16 protein-coding genes are annotated in these 17524 nt (G+C 64.6%); 15 read left to right on the top strand and 1 reads right to left on the bottom strand.

The annotated features are described in order from the left end of the window. Nucleotides 1-6 precede the first annotated feature (6 nt). The 5 genes from AC27L4_RS20870 to AC27L4_RS20850 all read left to right on the top strand — a co-directional run bounded on the left by AC27L4_RS20870 (nucleotide 7) and on the right by AC27L4_RS20850 (nucleotide 5600). Nucleotides 7-870 carry an ABC transporter permease gene (locus tag AC27L4_RS20870; protein ID WP_487144281.1) on the top strand — a complete coding sequence of 288 codons (864 nt, stop codon included), beginning with the start codon at nucleotides 7-9 and terminating at the stop codon, nucleotides 868-870. A gap of 2 nt (nucleotides 871-872) precedes the next feature. Beyond that, on the top strand, nucleotides 873-1739 hold the full coding sequence (locus AC27L4_RS20865) for an ABC transporter permease (protein ID WP_487144280.1): 867 nt from the start codon (nucleotides 873-875) through the stop codon (nucleotides 1737-1739). 15 nt (nucleotides 1740-1754) lie between these two features. Further along, a complete protein-coding gene (locus AC27L4_RS20860) occupies nucleotides 1755-3377 on the top strand; it encodes a GMC family oxidoreductase (protein WP_487144279.1) in 1623 nt (540 codons plus the stop codon). A 274-nt stretch (nucleotides 3378-3651) separates the two neighbouring features. Next, on the top strand, nucleotides 3652-4362 hold the full coding sequence (locus tag AC27L4_RS20855; protein ID WP_487144278.1) for a hypothetical protein: 711 nt from the start codon (nucleotides 3652-3654) through the stop codon (nucleotides 4360-4362). After that, the gene (locus AC27L4_RS20850; protein ID WP_487144277.1) at nucleotides 4359-5600 is read left to right on the top strand and encodes an AAA family ATPase; all 1242 of its coding nucleotides are present in this window, start codon (nucleotides 4359-4361) and stop codon (nucleotides 5598-5600) included. Before AC27L4_RS20855 ends, AC27L4_RS20850 begins: the two co-directional genes overlap by 4 nt. A gap of 769 nt (nucleotides 5601-6369) precedes the next feature. On the opposite strand, the gene AC27L4_RS20845 is transcribed toward AC27L4_RS20850, so the two are convergent. Then, a complete protein-coding gene (locus AC27L4_RS20845; RefSeq protein WP_487144276.1) occupies nucleotides 6370-6795 on the bottom strand; it encodes a hypothetical protein in 426 nt (141 codons plus the stop codon). On the opposite strand from AC27L4_RS20845, the gene AC27L4_RS20840 reads away from it, so the two are divergent. From AC27L4_RS20840 to AC27L4_RS20795, 10 genes are all read left to right on the top strand, one after another. After that, nucleotides 6794-8023, top strand: coding sequence for a phage portal protein (locus AC27L4_RS20840; RefSeq protein ID WP_487144275.1), 1230 nt, complete (start codon nucleotides 6794-6796; stop codon nucleotides 8021-8023). The two genes, AC27L4_RS20845 and AC27L4_RS20840, sit on opposite strands and share 2 nt — an antisense overlap. Then, nucleotides 8020-9561, top strand: a complete 1542-nt coding sequence (locus tag AC27L4_RS20835) for a phage major capsid protein (RefSeq protein WP_487144274.1) — start codon at nucleotides 8020-8022, stop codon at nucleotides 9559-9561. Before AC27L4_RS20840 ends, AC27L4_RS20835 begins: the two co-directional genes overlap by 4 nt. Nucleotides 9562-9577: 16 nt before the next feature. Next, nucleotides 9578-9964 (top strand): hypothetical protein, encoded by a 387-nt coding sequence (locus AC27L4_RS20830; protein ID WP_487144273.1) that lies wholly within the window; start codon nucleotides 9578-9580, stop codon nucleotides 9962-9964. A 55-nt stretch (nucleotides 9965-10019) separates the two neighbouring features. Continuing rightward, nucleotides 10020-10520, top strand: a complete 501-nt coding sequence (locus AC27L4_RS20825; RefSeq protein WP_487144272.1) for an HNH endonuclease — start codon at nucleotides 10020-10022, stop codon at nucleotides 10518-10520. After that, nucleotides 10517-10924 carry a phage terminase small subunit P27 family gene (locus tag AC27L4_RS20820; RefSeq protein WP_487144271.1) on the top strand — a complete coding sequence of 136 codons (408 nt, stop codon included), beginning with the start codon at nucleotides 10517-10519 and terminating at the stop codon, nucleotides 10922-10924. The genes AC27L4_RS20825 and AC27L4_RS20820 overlap by 4 nt, the downstream gene beginning before the upstream one ends. Continuing rightward, nucleotides 10890-12509 (top strand): terminase large subunit, encoded by a 1620-nt coding sequence (locus AC27L4_RS20815; RefSeq protein WP_487144270.1) that lies wholly within the window; start codon nucleotides 10890-10892, stop codon nucleotides 12507-12509. Before AC27L4_RS20820 ends, AC27L4_RS20815 begins: the two co-directional genes overlap by 35 nt. Before the next feature lie 40 nt (nucleotides 12510-12549). Continuing rightward, nucleotides 12550-16116 (top strand): hypothetical protein, encoded by a 3567-nt coding sequence (locus tag AC27L4_RS20810; RefSeq protein ID WP_487144269.1) that lies wholly within the window; start codon nucleotides 12550-12552, stop codon nucleotides 16114-16116. Nucleotides 16117-16170: 54 nt separating this feature from the next. Next, nucleotides 16171-16479 carry a hypothetical protein gene (locus AC27L4_RS20805; protein WP_487144268.1) on the top strand — a complete coding sequence of 103 codons (309 nt, stop codon included), beginning with the start codon at nucleotides 16171-16173 and terminating at the stop codon, nucleotides 16477-16479. A 59-nt stretch (nucleotides 16480-16538) separates the two neighbouring features. Beyond that, nucleotides 16539-16922 carry a hypothetical protein gene (locus AC27L4_RS20800; protein ID WP_487144267.1) on the top strand — a complete coding sequence of 128 codons (384 nt, stop codon included), beginning with the start codon at nucleotides 16539-16541 and terminating at the stop codon, nucleotides 16920-16922. Nucleotides 16923-17077: 155 nt separating this feature from the next. Next, entirely contained in the window at nucleotides 17078-17485 is a 408-nt protein-coding gene (locus AC27L4_RS20795; RefSeq protein WP_487144266.1) for a hypothetical protein, read from the top strand. Nucleotides 17486-17524 lie beyond the last annotated feature (39 nt).

Raw genomic sequence — 17524 nt, 5'->3', positions numbered from 1 at the left:
TCCGGCATGACCGCGCGCCCGAGCCGCCTCGTCTTCTTCCTGCTGCTGGCCCCGTTCCTGACGTGGGTGCTGCTGCTGGTGGTGATCCCGCATATCGACCTCCTGTTCCTGTCGCTGCAGGAAAAGGTCGCCCCCCGGCTCTACCGCACGAGCCTCGCCAACTACCGGGACTTCTTCGCCGAGCGCGCCTATGTCGTGACGCTGGCGCGCACGGTGGTGATGTCGCTGCTGGCGACGGCGATCACCTTGGTGATCGCCTTCCCCGTCGCCTATTTCATCGCCAAGATCGCCCGCGGCCGGGCCCGGATCAGCCTGATGCTGACCTGCCTCCTGCCGTTCTGGGTCAGCGAGATCGTCCGGGTGTTCGGCTGGATGATCATCCTGCGCGAGACCGGCGTGCTCTCCAATTTCCTGCAATATCTCGGCGTGGCCAGCGGCCCGGTCGAGTTCCTCTACAACGACGCGGCGGTGATGCTCGGCCTCGTCTATACCGCCATGCTGTTCATGGTGGTGCCGCTGATCTCGTCCATCGACAGCCTCGACGATTCGCTGGTGGAGGCCGGCTACGACCTCGGCGGCAACAGCATCGTGGTGCTGCGCGAGATCGTCATCCCACACGCCATGCCGGGCATCGTCGCCGGGTCGGTGATCGTGTTCATGCTCAGCCTCGGCAACTACCTGACGCCGGCGCTGCTGGGCGGCAAGAGCGGCCAATGGTTCACCGCGCATATCTATTCGCAGTTCATCACCCGCTTCAACTGGGAGGCAGGATCGGCCTTCGGCTTCATCCTGCTCGCCTGCTCCAGCCTGGTGGTCTGGCTGGCCCTGCGCCTGACCGGCCAGTCCCTCGCCAGCACGATCGGACGCTGACCATGCTCTCGTCCCTGCCGCGCAGCCCCCTCGTCCGCTTCGCCTACGTCGCCTATGTCGGCCTGTTCATCGCCTATCTCGCCGCGCCGCTCGCGGTGGTCGCCACCTTCGCCTTCAACGATTCGATGTTCCCGGCCCTGCCGTGGAAGGGCTTCACCCTGGCCTGGTTCCTCGGCGCCGCCGAGCCCAGGCTCGGCCTGCTGCACGACGTCAACGTCTGGCGCGGCATCGGCAATTCCCTGCTGGTGGCGGTCGCGACCACGGCGCTGTCGCTCGTCGTCGGCACCACCACCGCCTTCCTGTTCGAGCGCCACGACTTCCCGCTGAAGCGCCTGTGCCACATGCTGATGCTGGCGCCGCTGGTCATTCCCGGCGTCATCATCGGCATCTCGATCCTGTCCTTCTCCAGCGGCATCGCCAACCGCGTCGACGATGGGCTGGGCCTGGAGATCGACTGGCTGCGCCCGGGCCTGTTCCTGGTGGTGATGGGCCAGTTCTCCTTCATCGCCACCGTGGCGACGCTGGTGATCTCGGCGCGGCTGCGCAAGTTCGACCGCTCGCTCGAGGAGGCCGCCTATGACCTCGGCGCCACCGGCCCGCAGGTGCTGGCCACCGTCACCCTGCCCTATCTGCGGCCGGCGCTGATCGGCTGCGGCCTGATCGCCTTCCTGATGTCGTTCGAGAACTTCAACACCACGCTGATGCTGGTCGGCTCCGACCCGCCGCTGACCATCACCATGTACGACCGGATGAAGGAGGGCTCGACGCCGCTGCTCAATGCGGTATCGCTGTTCCTGATGCTGGCCTCGGGCCTGCTCGGCCTCCTGAGCGTCGCGGCCGAGCGCGACCGCCGCCCCCGGTCGCCCTGAACACGACGAGCCGCCATGGACCAGTACGACTACATCATCGTCGGCGCCGGCTCGGCCGGCTGCGTGCTCGCCGCCCGCCTGAGCGAGAACGGGCGCTTCCGGGTGCTGCTGCTGGAGGCCGGCCCCTCGGACAGGCGCTTCTGGATCCAGACGCCGATCGGCTACGGCAAGAGCTTCTACAGCCCCGCCGTCAACTGGATGTACCGCACCGAACCGGTGCCGGGCCTCGACGGCCGGCCGATCTACCAGCCACGCGGCAAGGTCCTCGGCGGCTCCTCTTCGATCAACGCCATGGTCTATTCGCGCGGCCAGGCGCAGGACTTCGACGACTGGCACGCCCTCGGCAATCCCGGCTGGGCCTGGCGCGACGTACTGCCGGTCTATGTCAGGATGGAGGACCATGCCCTCGGCGCCGGCCCCTGGCACGGCGCCGGCGGGCCGCTGCACGTCACCACCATCGAGCGCACCGCCCATCCGCTGACTGCGACGTTCATCGCCGCCGGCCGCGAATGCGGCATCCCGGCAAGCGGCGACCTGAATGGCGAGACCATCGAAGGCATCGGCCATTACCAGCTCAACACCCGCGACGGCCTGCGCCTCTCGGCCGCCCGCGCCTATCTGTGGCCGGCGCGCCGTCGCCCCAACCTGCGCGTGGAGACCGGGGCGCTGGCGACCAGGCTGCTGCTGGAGGGCAGGCGCGCCGCCGGCGTCGTCTATGAGCAGCATGGCCGGACCGTCGAGGCCCGCGCCGGGCGCGAGGTGATCCTGAGCGGCGGCGCCTTCAACTCGCCGCAGCTGCTGCAGCTGTCCGGCATCGGGCCGGCGGCGCTGCTGCGCGCCCACGGCGTCGAGGTGGCGCAGGACGCCCCGCAGGTCGGTGCCGCGATGCAGGACCATCTGTGCTACGACCACGTCTATCGGTCGCGCCGGCCGAGCCTCAACCAGGAGTTGCTGCCGCTGCTCGGCAAGCTCAAGGCGGGCCTGCGCTACGTCCTCTCCCGCTCCGGCCCGCTGTCGCTCAGCGTCAACCAGGGCGGCGCCTTCGTGCGCAGCCGGCCGGGCCTGGCGGCGCCGGACATCCAGCTCTACTTCTCGCCGCTCACCTATGAGCGCGCCCTGCCCGGCGTCAGGGCGCTGATGCAGCCGGACGCGTTCCCCGGCTTCTGCACCAGCGCCTCGCCCTGCCGGCCGACCAGCCGGGGCACGGTCGCGATCCGCTCGGCCGACCCGCGCGAGGCGCCACGCATCGAGCCGAACTACCTGTCCACCGAGGAGGACGTCGCCGGCATGCTGGCCGGCGCCCTGATCCTGCGGCGCCTCGCCGCCGCGCCGGCCTTCCGCGCGCTGATCGAGGAGGAGCTGAAACCCGGCGTCGTGGTCCAGTCCGACGCCGAGCTGATCGCCGACATCCGCGCCCGTGCCTATTCGGTGTTCCATCCCTGCGGCACCTGCCGCATGGGGCCGGACCCGGCCACGGCCGTGGTCGACCCGCGCCTGCGCCTGCACGGCATCGCCGGCCTGCGCGTCGCCGACGCCTCGATCTTTCCGACGGTGACCTCGGGCAACACCAATGCGCCAGCGATCATGGTCGGCGAGAAGGCGGCGTACATGGTGCTGGAGGATGCGGGGCTGAGGTGATGGTGGGCGGTGACGGGCTCGAACCGCCGACCCTCTCGGTGTAAACGAGGGGGCTTGCGCAAAAACTAATTTATTTCAATCACTTATCGTTTGCGATCGTCCGTGATTATCCCGATTTGTTCCCGGTATTTCATTGGCAATCGTTGCCGTGGTTTCACGGCTCCATCAATCAAACTCGACCTGCGGCGGGCAAGGAAAAGCCCGCACTGGACGGCAATCCAGGCGGGCGAGTTAATTCTCAAATATTGGAGTAGTTTAGAGCGTGACATGCGAAATGTCAACGCATATCTCATATGCGTCACAAAATAATTTTGAGCCGTTCAGTATAGACGACGACAATTTTCCCCCGCCGGAGGCGGCCCTAGGTATTTGCCAACGGCAAGTGCATGAGGGTGGTGTTGATGCGTGGCTCGACCATTGCGGCTATGACATCGACATGGTTCGTGCCGTCACGCACATCGGAACCATGCGCGGTTATTTCATGGGCTGCCTTGGCTTTCCATTTCCATCAACGTTCCGCCCCTGTCCGACATGCCTCAGCAAGGCGATTGTGTTCCCTCTCCATCGGAACGGCGAAGTCATCGACATCCTTGCCATCGACAAGGCCGACGAGCGCTCCTGGGGCGTCGTCACCGGCGCGGCCGGCTTCGTCAATGAAGACGCCATCGGCGCTTCGGATGAGCCATTGACGGTGCATCGCACGCCGGAGAGTTGGCTCCAGGGCGGATGTCGCGGCGTCGTTCCCTTGCGCTGGTGCGCCATGCCGATGTTGCAACGCGCGAGCTTCCTCGTGGCGGAGGATCCAGAACACGCTGACGACCTCGTTGAGCGGGTGTGGACGAACCCGGCGACGGATTGGGTCGACTATTTGAACGCCGCCAGTGAGGGCAGCGAGCGAGTCGGCGTCGATATGGATGACGACGAATTCGCCGCCACGGTGGCTCGGCGAGCTGCGAGCGAGTTGGCGCGGAGGGTGGCCGGATGACCTTCCGAAGCCAACGCGAACTGGACGCCATGGCGCAACGCCTTGCCGTCAAGATGGAGCCGCTCGCCAGGCAGGAACTTGCCGCAGCCAACGACAATCAGCCCGAGACGCCGGCGACGCCAGATCGATTCGACCTCACATGGTTCGATGACATCGAGGAGTTCAGGCCGAAGGAGACAATCATCCGCGGCGTATTGGGCGTGAACGAGTTCACTGTCGTCGTCGGCAAGCCGGGCTCGGGCAAGAGCGTCATCCTCACCGACGCGGCCTGCCATGTGGCGGCGGGGAAGGATTGGCACGGACGCCGGGTAACACAAGGGCTCGTTGTCTATTTCGCGGCCGAGCGTAAGGAACTGACCGAGAGGAGGATGCTGGCGTTCCGTCGACATCACGGAGTGCGGGGCCTGCCATTGCTCGTCATGGGCGGGCGGGTCAACATGACTCGGGGGCTCCAGGACGCCAAGGACATCATCTGCGCAATCAAATGGGCGGAAGAGAAGGCCGACATGCCGTGCGTGTGGGTCATCATCGACACCCTGTCGCGCACGTTCGGGGCAGGTGACCAGAACAACAACAAGGACATGGGCGCGTATATTCAGGCCGTTGATGAGATCCGGCAAAAGACCCGTGCGCACCTGACAGCCATCCACCACACCCCATGGAACGAGGAACGCGGCAAAGGCGCGATCGACCTCGACGGCGCGGTCGACGCCTCGTTCATCATCTCGAAGAAGGGCAAGACGTTCACGCTGGCTTGCGACGGCGCCAACGATGGGGGTGACGGGCACATCCTTTCATGCTCGTTCGAGTCGGTGGTGGTGGGCGAGACGGAGGGCGAAGAGCCCACCACCGCACCGGTTGTCGTGCCTCTGTCCGGACAAATGTCCGGACAGGCCGAGAGGGGTGCCCCATCGGACGGCTTCTCAGGCCTGACGTCCGGCCGACGGAAACACGAGACGGTGGCCTTCGACGCGCTGTTGACCGCGATTGCCGATCAAGGCGTTCAACCGCAGGGCGATCACTTTCCTGACGCCGTCAGTGCCGTGACCGAGGAAGCGTGGCGGGCAGCTTACTTCGACGCCGGCGAAGACGGCGCGAAGGAGGAGACGCTCCGGAAGAGGTTTGCCCGCGCCAAGACGGCCCTGATGGATGCCGGGACAATCCAGAAGGTCGGACAGTGGGTATGGGTAGCCGACTCGGCTCCGGACATTTGTCCGGACATGTCCGGACAAAGATAAATTGAAGCATTTTTGTCCGGACAAATGGACATGTCCGGACACACCCCTATAGGGGTGTCCGAAATGTCCGGTGTCCGGAGCTTGGGGTGGTTAGAAAAAACCACCCTGTCCGACCCGAGCGACATACTGTCCACGTGGACAATATGAACTCGGTCGACCGTTGCCGAGCGGCGTGGCGGAGCAGCGATGCCGGATGGAGCAGGTCGACTCACTGGTAACGTTTCCAGTATCAGTCGCCGACGTTCGGCATGCTGGCGGATTCCGCCAGTATGGAGTCTCCCCTCGCCCGCCCGTGCGAATGGCGCGGCAGGCGCATGGCATGACGGCACCGGGAGTATCGCTGGTGCTCGTCGCATAAGCGGCAAAGGGCGACAAATTGTCCATGGCCGTCGCCAAAGACATCGCAACTCTACCGGCAACCGAACAGACTGACATTTACCTGGGAGTCCACGTGGGAGTCCAGGGAGTCCTATAGTTGTATACTCATAGTATGAATAGAAAGTGCGTCCACCACATCGCTAGAGCCCACGTTGGAGCCCACAGAGCCCTAGCGTGCTACTCTTAATATAAGAGCAGAAATTGTGTCCGAGATGAATCGGTCATGCTCACGTTCATGCCCACCCATGCCATGGGTGATACTATCTAAAGTAAGAGCCATAAACCGTGGCTAACGCGTTTTCATCGGCCGAGAAGGCCACAAATGTAAGTTTTGTTCGTTATGGCAACACTCTATGCGACTGCCGCAGCCGCCGAGGCTGCCAGCTTTGACCTAATTCAATTTCAAGTGTGCATTGACCGACACGTGATTGAGCCAACCGTCCGTGCGGCCGGTCCAGGCAGCAGCCACCATTTCAGCCGTGATGACGTCGTCCGGGCCGCCGTGCTGGGCCGACTGCTGTCCCTCGGCTTCCCACCACGCCGGGCGGCGGCGATCACTATCAAGCTCTTCGCCGGCCCTGCCCCGCCGAATAATGGACGGGCGTGGGCCGTCATTGATGGCGAGAACGCGACCGTCGTCACGGGACACGAGTCGTTCAGGCCAGCCGACGCCGTAGCCGTGCTCGACCTGAGTGCCATTGCCGCCGACGTCGACTCGAAGCTCTGCACCCCATCGGGCATGCGGCGCCTGACTGCGACGGACCAAGCGATACCGCCCATCGTCGGCGAAATCGCCCACCTGCTGGCGCGCGCCCATGCTTGAACGCCTCAAACAATTCCTGACGCGCAAGTCGTCCCTTGCCACCCAGGACTCGGCGCTGTTCCAAATCTTCTTGGGGGGCGTGACCACCAGGGCCGGTACGACCGTCAGCCCTGAGACGGCCATGGCCTGCACCGCTGTCTCGGCCGCGGTGCGCACCATCGCCGAGTCGCTGGCGAGCTTGCCTCTTCACATTTATCGCAAGGCCGGCACGGCGCGGGAACTGGCGCTTGATCATCCGGCCTATGCGCTCCTGAACGCGGCGCCGAACGGCTGGTCATCAAGCTACGATCTTCGCAACCAGTTGCAGACGGATGTGCTGTTGCGCGGCAACGGCTATGGCTTCGTCAACCGCGTCAACGGCAAGGTGCATGAAATCATCCGCATGCCCCCCGGCGCCGTTACAGTAACGGCGGACGCCGCTACGGGCGAGCCGACCTACTCCATCGCGCAGCAGGGCGGCGGAACCAGAGACTACAGCGCCGCGGACGTCGTCCACATCAAGGCCACGAGTCTTGATGGAGTCGTTGGCGTGGCCCCCATCGTCCAGGCCCGCGAGGCAATCGGCGTGGCATTGGCCCTCGAGGCCCACAGTGCCATGCTCCTCGGCAACGGCGGGCGGCCAAGCGGCATCTTGTCGGTAGATGGAATCGTCACGCCGGCGGTGATTCAGCGAGTTTCCGAATCGTGGCACGACGGCTTCACCCCGAAGGGTGGTGGCATAGGGCGGACGGCCGTCTTCGATAAGAGCATCAGCTTCACGCCACTCTCGTATAGCTCGGTCGACATGCAGTTCCTGGAGCTGCGCCGCTTCGCCGTCGAGGAAATCAGCCGTGCTTTTCGCGTGCCGCCGCACCTTCTGTCCGAATTGGGGCGCGCCACCTGGTCGAACGCCGCCGAGATGGGGCAAGCCTTCCTCGACTACACGCTAATGCCTTGGCTCTTGCAGTGGCAGGGGGCGCTCACGCGGGCAATCCTGACGCCGACGGAACAGGCCGAATTCGTCATCGAGTTCGACCCGGCGGCTCTGACCAAGGCCAACCTGACGGCCCGATTTGCCGCCTACCAGCAGGCTGCTGGCGGCCCGTGGATGACGCCGAACGAAGTTCGCGCGCTCGAGAACTTCCCGCCTGTTCAAGGTGGCGACGGACTGAACGCGACGGCTGGCGCGCCTGCGCCGGCAAACGACAACTCACCACCCCAACCGGAGACAATCGCGGCTTGATTGACCGCCTGCATTTCGAAACCAAATTCACGCTCACCGACGAGGCGGGCGTAATCGAGGGCACGGCATGGCCCTTCGGCTCGCCCGATCGAGTTGACGACGTCATCGAGCCGACGGCGTTCTCACCAACGGGCAATCTGCCCATGCTGTTCGCCCACGATCAGGCCGAAGTCGTCGGCGTGTGGAACAACATCGCAGTCACCGACACCGGACTGCAAGTCAAGGGCCGACTCCTTGTCGACGACGTAGCCCGGGCGCGTGAGGTTCACGCGCTTATCCGATCGGGCGCCATCACCGGCCTGTCGATCGGCTTCCAAACCAAGGTGTCGTCGCCCCGCAAGGGCGGCGGCCGTACGATTAAATCACTCGATTTGCTCGAAATTTCCATTGTCGCGGTGCCCGCCCATGCCGGCGCTCGCATCACTAATTTCAAGGATTCGTCCAACGTGAACGAAACTGAAACCGCCGTCGACCTGACGGCACGCATCGACTCGCTCGAGACGAAAGCCAACGAACTCGACGGCATGCGCACCCGCATTGATGCCCTGGAGGTCAAGGCTAATCGCCCTGGAGGTGGCATGGCCAAGGCCGACGACACGAGGGCTGTCGAGACCAAGGCGTTCGGCGCCTATCTGCGCTACGGCCCCGCCGCCCCAGCTGATGAATTGAAGGCCCTCACCGTGTCATCGGATCCGCAGGGGGGCTATCTCGCTCCGGCTGAGATGTCCGGCGAATTCATTCGCGATCTCGTCGAGTTCTCGCCGATCCGCGCCCTGGCCACGGTGCGCAACACCTCCGCGCCGAGTGTCTCCTATCCGCGTCGAACCGGCGTCACGAATGCGAAATGGAAGGGCGAGACTCAGGCACAGGATGGGAGCGAGCCCGCCTTTGGGCAGACCGAAATCCCGGTTCGCGAGGTCAACACCTTCGTCGACATCTCGAATCAGCTTCTTGCCGATAGCGCCGGCGTCGCCGAGGCCGAGGTGCGTCTCGCGCTCGCAGAGGATTTCGGACAAAAAGAGGGCGCTGCCTTCGTGTCAGGCACCGGCCCGCTCGCTCCGGAAGGCATCCTGGTCGCTGCCGGCGTCGGCTACACCCCGACCGGTAACGTCGCGACGCTCGGCTCCGCGCCGGCGGACCTCCTCGTTACGGCCATGTACGCGCTGCCGGCGGCCTACCGCGCTCGCGGCACCTGGTTGATGAACGGCCGCACGCTCGCGGCGATCCGCAAGCTCAAGGACGGCCAGGGCAACTTCCTCTGGCAGCCGGCATACACCGCGGGTCAGCCCGAGACGATCCTCGGTCGTCCGGTGGTTGAAGCGGTTGACATGCCCGACATCGGTGCGGGCGCCACGCCGATCCTGTTCGGCGACATCGCGACGGCCTACCGCATTGTCGACCGGCTTGCCCTCTCGGTCTTGGTCAACCCGTACATCCTCGCGACGAACGGCATCACCCGCATCCACGCCACGCGTCGCGTCGGCGGTGCGGTGGTTCAGCCAGCCGCGCTTCGCAAGATCACTTGCGCTACCTCGTGAAGGACTAGCAGCACCAATGCGTGACATCGCTCACAACATCGCTACCGCCCCTGCCCTCGACCCTGCGGTCCAGGCCGCTGCGGTTCAGGGCCCTGCCATTGACCGACAGGGCTACGAGAGCGTTGCCTTCATCCTCAACACCGGCGCCATTGCCGGTGCTGGTGATTTCGGGGCGAAGCTCCAAGAATCCGACACCGATCAGACTGCCGACTTCACCGACGCCCCGGCCGCCTCCGTAGACTCGAACGCACCCGCCACCCTGGCGGCGTCGAGTGCCTATAAGCTCGGCTACCGCGGCTTCAAACGTTATGTACGCCTCGCCCTGACCAAGGCAGGCGGCACCTCCATCGCGGCTGGGGCCGTGGCAGTGAAGGGCAACGCCCTCCGCCGGCCAGCCGCATAATCGGTACGGCGCCGCACTCCGGGGGCGACGAGGCCAGTCCCTTGAACGAAGCGGGATGCCGGGCGCCGTTTGCTCCAAACGGTTTAATCCCGCAAGGCCACTATGGGGCGGCAGTTGTGCCGCCCCCCTCATTTCACAGGACATCTCCATGCCGATGAAAGGCGGGCGCGTCTGCGGATGCGGGCGCGTCATCGCGGCCGGCGCACGCTGCGCATGCCACAAAGACAACCGCCCGAGCGCTCGATGGCGCGGATACGACTCGAGTTGGGACGCGGTGCGCGCCGACACGCCGAGAGGACCCTGCTGCAACTGCGGCCGGCCGTGGGCCAAGGGCTTCCACCTCGACCACGCCGTCGCCCTGAGGGCTGGCGGCACCAACGATCGAAGCAACCTCCGGTGGCTGTGTCATTCATGCCACAGCCGGAAGACGGTCACCGCCGATGGCGGCCTCGGTCGGGCCAGGGCGCCCGGGCGGGTCGCGAACTTTTGGCCTGGGGGGGCGGACCGTGGGGGACCTTCCTGCGGGAAAACGCCAGATTGGGATTTTCGACCATGAAGGGCGACAAGCGGCAGGTGGAGCCCATCGCGTCGGCCTTGGCCACCGTGCCAAAGGCGCCGTCCTGGCTGCCGAAACACGCGAAAGCCGAGTGGCGGCGCGTGATGCCCGCACTGGTTTCGCGCCGAATCCTCGCTGAGCACGAGCTTGGACTCGCCGAGAGCTACTGCCTGACAGTGGCGAGGATCCGCGAGTGCGAAGAGGTCATCGCCCAACTCGGCATGACGATGGTCACCCCCGGTGGCGACATGAAGCGGCGCCCCGAGGTCGTGACCTTGAAAGAATCAATCGAGGCAGCCCGCCGGCTGGCTGCCGAACTCGGCTTGACGCCGACAAGCAGGGCGAAAATGGGCCCGCCTCCGGAGAACGATGACGAGCGTCTATCCGCATTGGGTTTCGGATAATTCCCCGATTCCCGATCCGCTTGGCCACGGCGAACGGGCCGTGCAATTCCTTCGCAACCTGACGCACCCGAAATCTACCCTTCAAGGGCGAGCGTTCCAGCTCGACAGATGGCAGGAGCGCATTGTCCGCCGCATCTACGGCCCGGTCGACGCCGACGGGCAAAGACAGGTTCGAACCGTCTTCGCCCTGATTCCGCGCGGAAATCGAAAGACAGCCCTGGGCGCCGGTCTGGCTTGTCTCCACACCTTCGGGCCAGAGCGCATCCCGCACGGGCAAGTGGTGTCTGCTGCGGCCGATCAGAAACAGGCTGCAATCGCCTTTGATGAGGCGCTCGGCATCGTTAGGGCCACCAAGGGCGTGGCGGGCCGGCTGAAGCTGCTGCCTAGCACCTATCGAATCCAATACCCGACGGCTGGGGCGACATATGAGGCCGTCTCGAGCGACGGCGCGACGCAGCACGGGCGCACGCCGAACTTCGTCCTGTCGGACGAGCTGCATTCCTGGAAGAAACGAGACCTGTGGGACGCCCTGAAGACTGGCTTGTCCAAGTCGGCCGGCTCGCTCCATATCGTCACCACCACAGCCGGACGTGGGCGCGAGAATCTCGCCGCCGATATGCTCGAGTATGCCCGGCAGGTCGCCAGCGGCACGTTTGACGATCCGTCGTTCCTGCCCATTCTGTTCGAGACGCCGGCTGACGCGGATTGGCGTGACGAATCTGTTTGGCACACCGCCAACCCCGGTCTCGCGTTCGGCTATCCCGATCTGAAGGCGCTGCGAGCCGAGGCTAGAGAGGCGGAGGGCCGCCCGTCCGAGCGCGAGGCCTTCCGGCAGTATCACCTCAACGTCTGGCTGGACCATTCGGCCTCGCCCTTTGTCGAGATGGCCGTCTACGACGCCGGCAATGCCCATGTCGACCTGTCCGCCCTCAAGGGCCGGCCATGCTGGCTTGGTGTGGATTTGTCGAGCAATGCCGACCTGACTGTCATCGTTGCCGCGTGGCACGACGGTGATGACGGCTATGTCGTACGGCCTTGGTTCTTCTGTCCCGCCGACAACCTGCGGGCACGCGCTGAACGCGACGGCGTCCCCTACCCTCGCTGGACGACCGAGGGCCTCATTACCCCCACGGCCGGCAATGTCGTCGACTTCCGTGCCGTTGAAGACAAGGTGCGCGCCCTGTGCGCCGAATTCGACGTTCGGGAAATCGCCTTTGACCCGCATTTGGCGAGGAACTCGCTGAACAATCTCAGCGAAGACGGCTACCCGGCCGTTGAGTTCCGTCAGGGCTGGCAGACGATGGCCCCAGCCGTGAAGGAGCTGGAGCGCGCCATTGTCGGCGGCCGCTTCCGGCACGGTGGGCACCCCATTTTGCGGTGGCACTTCGAGAACATCGCAGTCGAAACCGACAAGTCCGGCAACATGCAGTTCCACAAGGGCAAGAGCCGGGACCGGATTGACGGGGCGGTGGCAACAGCGATGGCGATCGCCCGGGCCGCGGCCGGCGAAGATGGCGGTAGCTATGCCACGAGGCCATGGGCCAACGGCATCACTTTTTTAGGGCCAACGGCATCACTTTTTTAGGGCCAACGGCATCACTTTTTTATAAGGAAGACAAAATCAATTGTCCGAACAAGTCGTTGTCGAACTCGTCGTTGACGCCCGTGGCACCAAGGCTGGAACGGCCGAGGCGATCGCTGCATTGCGGGCCTCCGAGCGAGCCGCCACCAGGGACATCGAAGTCCACGAGAAACTCACGGCCGCCCGCGAGCGGGCTATGGCACCGACGGTTCGCCTCGCCGAGAACGTAAACCGTCTTTCGCGCGATTACGCCCGCCTTGTCGCTGCTGCCGACCCTGTCATCGCGATGAACGCGAAGATCGCGGCGGCCGAGCGCACCACAGCTATGGCATTCCGCCACGGCGTGACGACTCAGGATCAGGCCAACGCCACGCTCGCGCTTTACCGCCGGCGCCTCGAGGAGGCCTACACTGCCCGTAGTCAGCTTGCCGCCGCCGAGCGTGCCGGCACGGATGCATTGCACGGCGCCGGCGATGCGCGGATGGCGGCGCAGATGGGCAACGCCGCATTCCGGGATGCAATCGGCGGCCTATCGGCGGGCCAAGGACTGGCGACGGTTGCAAGCCAGCAGGTGCCACAATTCCTCGAGGCGCTCGCCGCCGGCGGCGGTGGCATGGCCGGGCTGAGTGCGACGCTGACGAGCCTGATCTCGCCGATGAATCTGGCGATCGTGGGCTTCACCACGCTAGCCGGCGTGGCCATCAACTTTTTCAGCTCGTCCAAGAGCGGCGCAGAGCGGGCCACCGAGGCCTTGGCATTGCAGGAGGCGCATCTGCGCGCCCTCGGCGATGCCTTCGAGAAGGCCGGGGGCCAGCAGGCGGCCATGATGGCCATGGCGGCCCGTCCGAGCCGGGTATCGTTGCAGCAGGATCTCATCGCCAGCACCAGGGCGCTGGAGGATGCGCGCAAGGCCTTCGGCCCCGAGATCACTCGGATGCAGTCGTTGGTGGCGGCACTCAATCGTGCCGCCGCCATGACTCCGGAAAATCTGACGCCAACGATGCGGCGGAACCGCGAGGATTTGAACGCCCTGCTTGGGACCATGAAGCAGTTGCGGGACGGAGGCGCCCCAGAGGCCGGCCGCGAGTTTATGGACATTCTTGTCGGGCGCCGGGCCGAGCTGGCCGGCTTCCTCGGGGACGTCGACAAGCTTGGCGCCGCGCTCATCCTGGCCGGTGAGAACGCGGAGAAGAGCGCGGCTGGCCTGCGCCTTCTCGGCGACAAGGCGACGGAGGCTGATTACAAGCTCCTTGGCTTGGTCAGCCCGATCGAAAAGCTGCGAAAGGAGGCCCTGGACCGTGCCCTCCTGAAGTCCGCCGATGCTATGTCGACGCTGCAGGGGCTCATCCCCGACACCCGCACCGAGTTGGTGAAGCTCGCCGACGCCTACCGCGCCGCCAACGCGGCGGCCATGGGCGGCGATGAGGTTTTGCGCAACAAGGCCCTGTTCGACAGGGCCCAGGCCGGCCTGAACAAGCGCGCCGGCGACAGTGCGGATGACGTGCTTCGGCGCGCTCGCGATGCGGCCGCCCAAGTCGGCCTGTCGCCGCTGCAACGCCAGCTTGCCGAGATTGACACCCGCTTTCGGGATTTGCGGCGAGAGAATCGAGAGTTTCCCGGCGCCCTCGCGACACTTGGGCAGGCCGAGGAACTGGAACGGGCGGCGCGGATCCGCGAGGCCACGCTAGGCCCGCTCGCGGACGGCAACCGGCTCTTGGCCGAGCAGAATGCTCTGTTGGACGTTCAGATTGCCACCTGGGGCAAGTCCACCGGCGAGGTGACACGGGCGGTCGAGTTCCAAAAGCTCGTCAACGCCGCTCAGCGCGACGGCATCAACGTCACCGACGAGCTGCGTCGCAAGTACCTCGACCTTGCCACCGGCATGGGCAATTACGCTCAGCGCTCGGAGGACGCCAGCAAGGCACAACAGCGGCTGGTCCAGGACGCGGACGCCGTCCGCGGCAATTTCCGAAGCCTCGCCGGCGACGTTGCGCACGGCATCGCCGAGCGAAAATCCGGCAAGGACATCCTGCGCGGCGTGCTCGGCAAGCTCGGCAACACGATGATGGACCGCGGCCTTGACGACCTGACGAGGGGCCTCTTCGGCAAGGAAGGTGGCCCGCTCGGCGGGCTTTTGGGGCCGATGTTCAGCAAGGGCGGGCCGGACGGAACTGCCGGCAATCCGTTGCACGTGACCTTGTCGGGATCCGATGGTCTCGGCGGCCTCCTTGGCATCGGCAAGCCGGGCTCCGTCACCAGCTCGCCTCTGCCGCCGCCGTACACACCGACAGGTGCGGTGCCCGGGCTGGATGGCGTGACCTATGGTGGGGGTGGAGTGGCCTATGGCGGCAGCGGTGCCGTCCGAGGGCCCGTTGCGGGCGCATCGGGCGTGGGCGCGTTGAACAACCCGTACACGGGCCCTCTGGACTCGATCAAGCGCGGTGCCGACGCCAGTCCGCTGGCGATGTATCAGCATCTCCTGGCCCGCGGCGCGTCTCGCAACGAGGCGCTGATGCTGACTGGAGCGGCCGCGAACGAGTCCGAATTCGACGCCAGCGTTTGGCACGACAGTGGCCAGGGGTACGGCCTGTTCGGCCACAACCTTGGCCGCCTCGATATGCGCGGCAAGGGCTGGCAGCAGCAGGCGGATGCGGCGCTCGCCGAGCTGCGCCGTCGCCCGGAAAGCAGCATGGTCGCGTCTGCACAAACGCCAGAGGATCTGGCGCGTGCTCAGATGTTTTTTGAGCAGCCACAGGGCTTTACGCCTCGCAATCCTGGCGCTGGCCACAACTACGCCGGTCGCGTCAACACGCTGCGGTACTTCTCGCAGTTGGGCGGGGGCGCTCAGGTGAATCCGCTCGCCAACGTCCCCGGAGCGACTGCGATCATGGGGCAATCGTCAGCGCTGCCACCGTCGCCGTCGGCCGTGCTACCCCTTCAACCGATTGAGATGGCGCAGAAGTTCGACACGATGTCCCGATCCATGAACGGTTTGACCGTTGCGGCGGACAAGACCGCGCCGGCGCTGGACGACGCCAGCAAGGGCTTCGGTGATATGTCCGGATCGTTGATGGGCCTTGGCTCCATGCTCGGCAGCAAATTCGGCGGTGCCGGTGGTGCAGCCGCCGGCGGCCTCCTCGGCAAGATCCTTGGATTGTTCGTCAACTCCGTTTTCGGTGGCGGTGCCAACCTCTTCGCAGATGGCGGCATTGCGACGCCTGGTGGTCCGCTCAACCTTCCCCGGTTCGCCAGCGGTGGGATTTCGGATCGGCCGTCCATCTTTGCCGAGGCAGGGATCGAGGCTGCCGTGCCGCTGCCGGACGGGCGCAGCATCCCCGTGAGTTTCCGTGGTTCGCCCATCGGTCAGAACCAAGCTGTCATCGGGCAGAATGCGGCGATTGCGCAGGCTGATAAGGACTCGGCTCGATCTGGGGCGCCCGTCTATGAGACGACGTCGTCGATGCACGTCAATATCGATGCGCGTGGTGCTCAGGAAGGCGTTGCCGGCCAGATCCATAGTGCGGTCACGTCCGCGCTGAAGGCATACGACAAGCACCTCAATCGGACGGTCGGGCGTAAGGTGGCCAATGCTCAGGGGCGCGGCTGGTAAGGATTTGATGGGCCAATTCCCATCAACTATTTTTAATAATTCAGGAGAATTCCTATGTATCTTCAATCAATATTTGACGAAACTCTGACTGTAGCAACCGATTATGCTCGCATGATCGCAGACAGTCTTGATACGAGTGGCAAAAGCAGAGATGTTTACATCGAGGCTGCGGCTCATATCAACCACAGGGCCAACGAACTCGCGGGCTCTATATTAGCACCGTTGGCGCAGGCGCTCGCCAGCCGAATGACGGAAGCGTTCACCCATCGGCTGGACGAGAACGCGGACGAACTGACCAGAACCATCGATGAAATCGAGGCCCGCGTGGTGGCAAAGACGGCGGTCGCGGAGGTGTTGGGATGAACTTGCCATCGTTACGTAACGCGTGTATGAATGGCGCGTTACGTAACAAGGAGCACGTCATGGTGCTAACGAACGCCGAACGTCAAAAACGCCACCGGGAGCGGGTGAAGGCGAAGCTCGCGAAAACGCGGCAGAGCGAGACGCTGTCGCCGACGGCGACCGACACGCTCATTCGGGAATACAGGGGTGCCGTCTCCGATTGGCTGTTGAATGGCGACGATTCCAGTGACTTTGTAGCTCGAGTGCGCGCTGAGGCTGTCGCGCGCTTTGAGGCTGAGCCGGTCAACGCCGACGACGTTGCCGCCATCGTGCGCTGGGCCGCATTCGGACGGTTAACTGACTTTTTCGCCCACATTGGCCATGGCCACAGCGGGAATGCGGGGCCGACCGAATGGGCCAAGCACGACGAGGCCATGAAAGCGTTACGGAATGGGAAGTCTTAGATTTTCGTCTTTGATTTCGTACTACGAAATCAAAGATTTGATTATGTAATACACAATAAAACATCCGCCATCACCTTAAAATTTCCCTGTTGACTCCCCGTCAGATTCGATCAATCGTTTGGTCACTGCAAGCACGGTATTGGAGAAATAGGACAATGACCTTTAACGCAGGCCCGCAGCCCTTCGAGCTGAGTGAGTTGAAATCGCTTCCGCTGCAAATGCTCGACCTGAAGGACATGGCCTTCCTAGTGCACCGAGATCTGCGAATCCTGGCGCTGGCCGCTCATGGCAGCACGTCCGGTATTGACGACTTTGATGTCGGCACCCTCGACGAGTTCGCGACCCAGACGTCGGAGCGCATGAGCCACTTCCGCGCCTGCCTGACCCAGTTCGACACGCGCTTGATGGCGGCCCTCGATGTCGACCACCTCGGCTTGCCGAACGACCCGGAAAAGCGGGCGGCCGAGGTCGAGCGGCTCGCCGAGGGTTACCCCGAGCCTCGCCCGCCGGGCCTTGAGCACGTGCTGGCGGCGTTACGGATCCCGCCGGGTGGGGGCGCGTAGCAGTTTCAGCCGGCTTCTGTCGGTGCTGGAGTTGGAAGA

Source organism: Labrys sp. Lb11 (assembly GCF_057554225.1).
The sequence above is the reverse complement of the archived record's forward strand: the minus strand, read 5'-3'. Positions and strand labels throughout refer to the sequence as shown.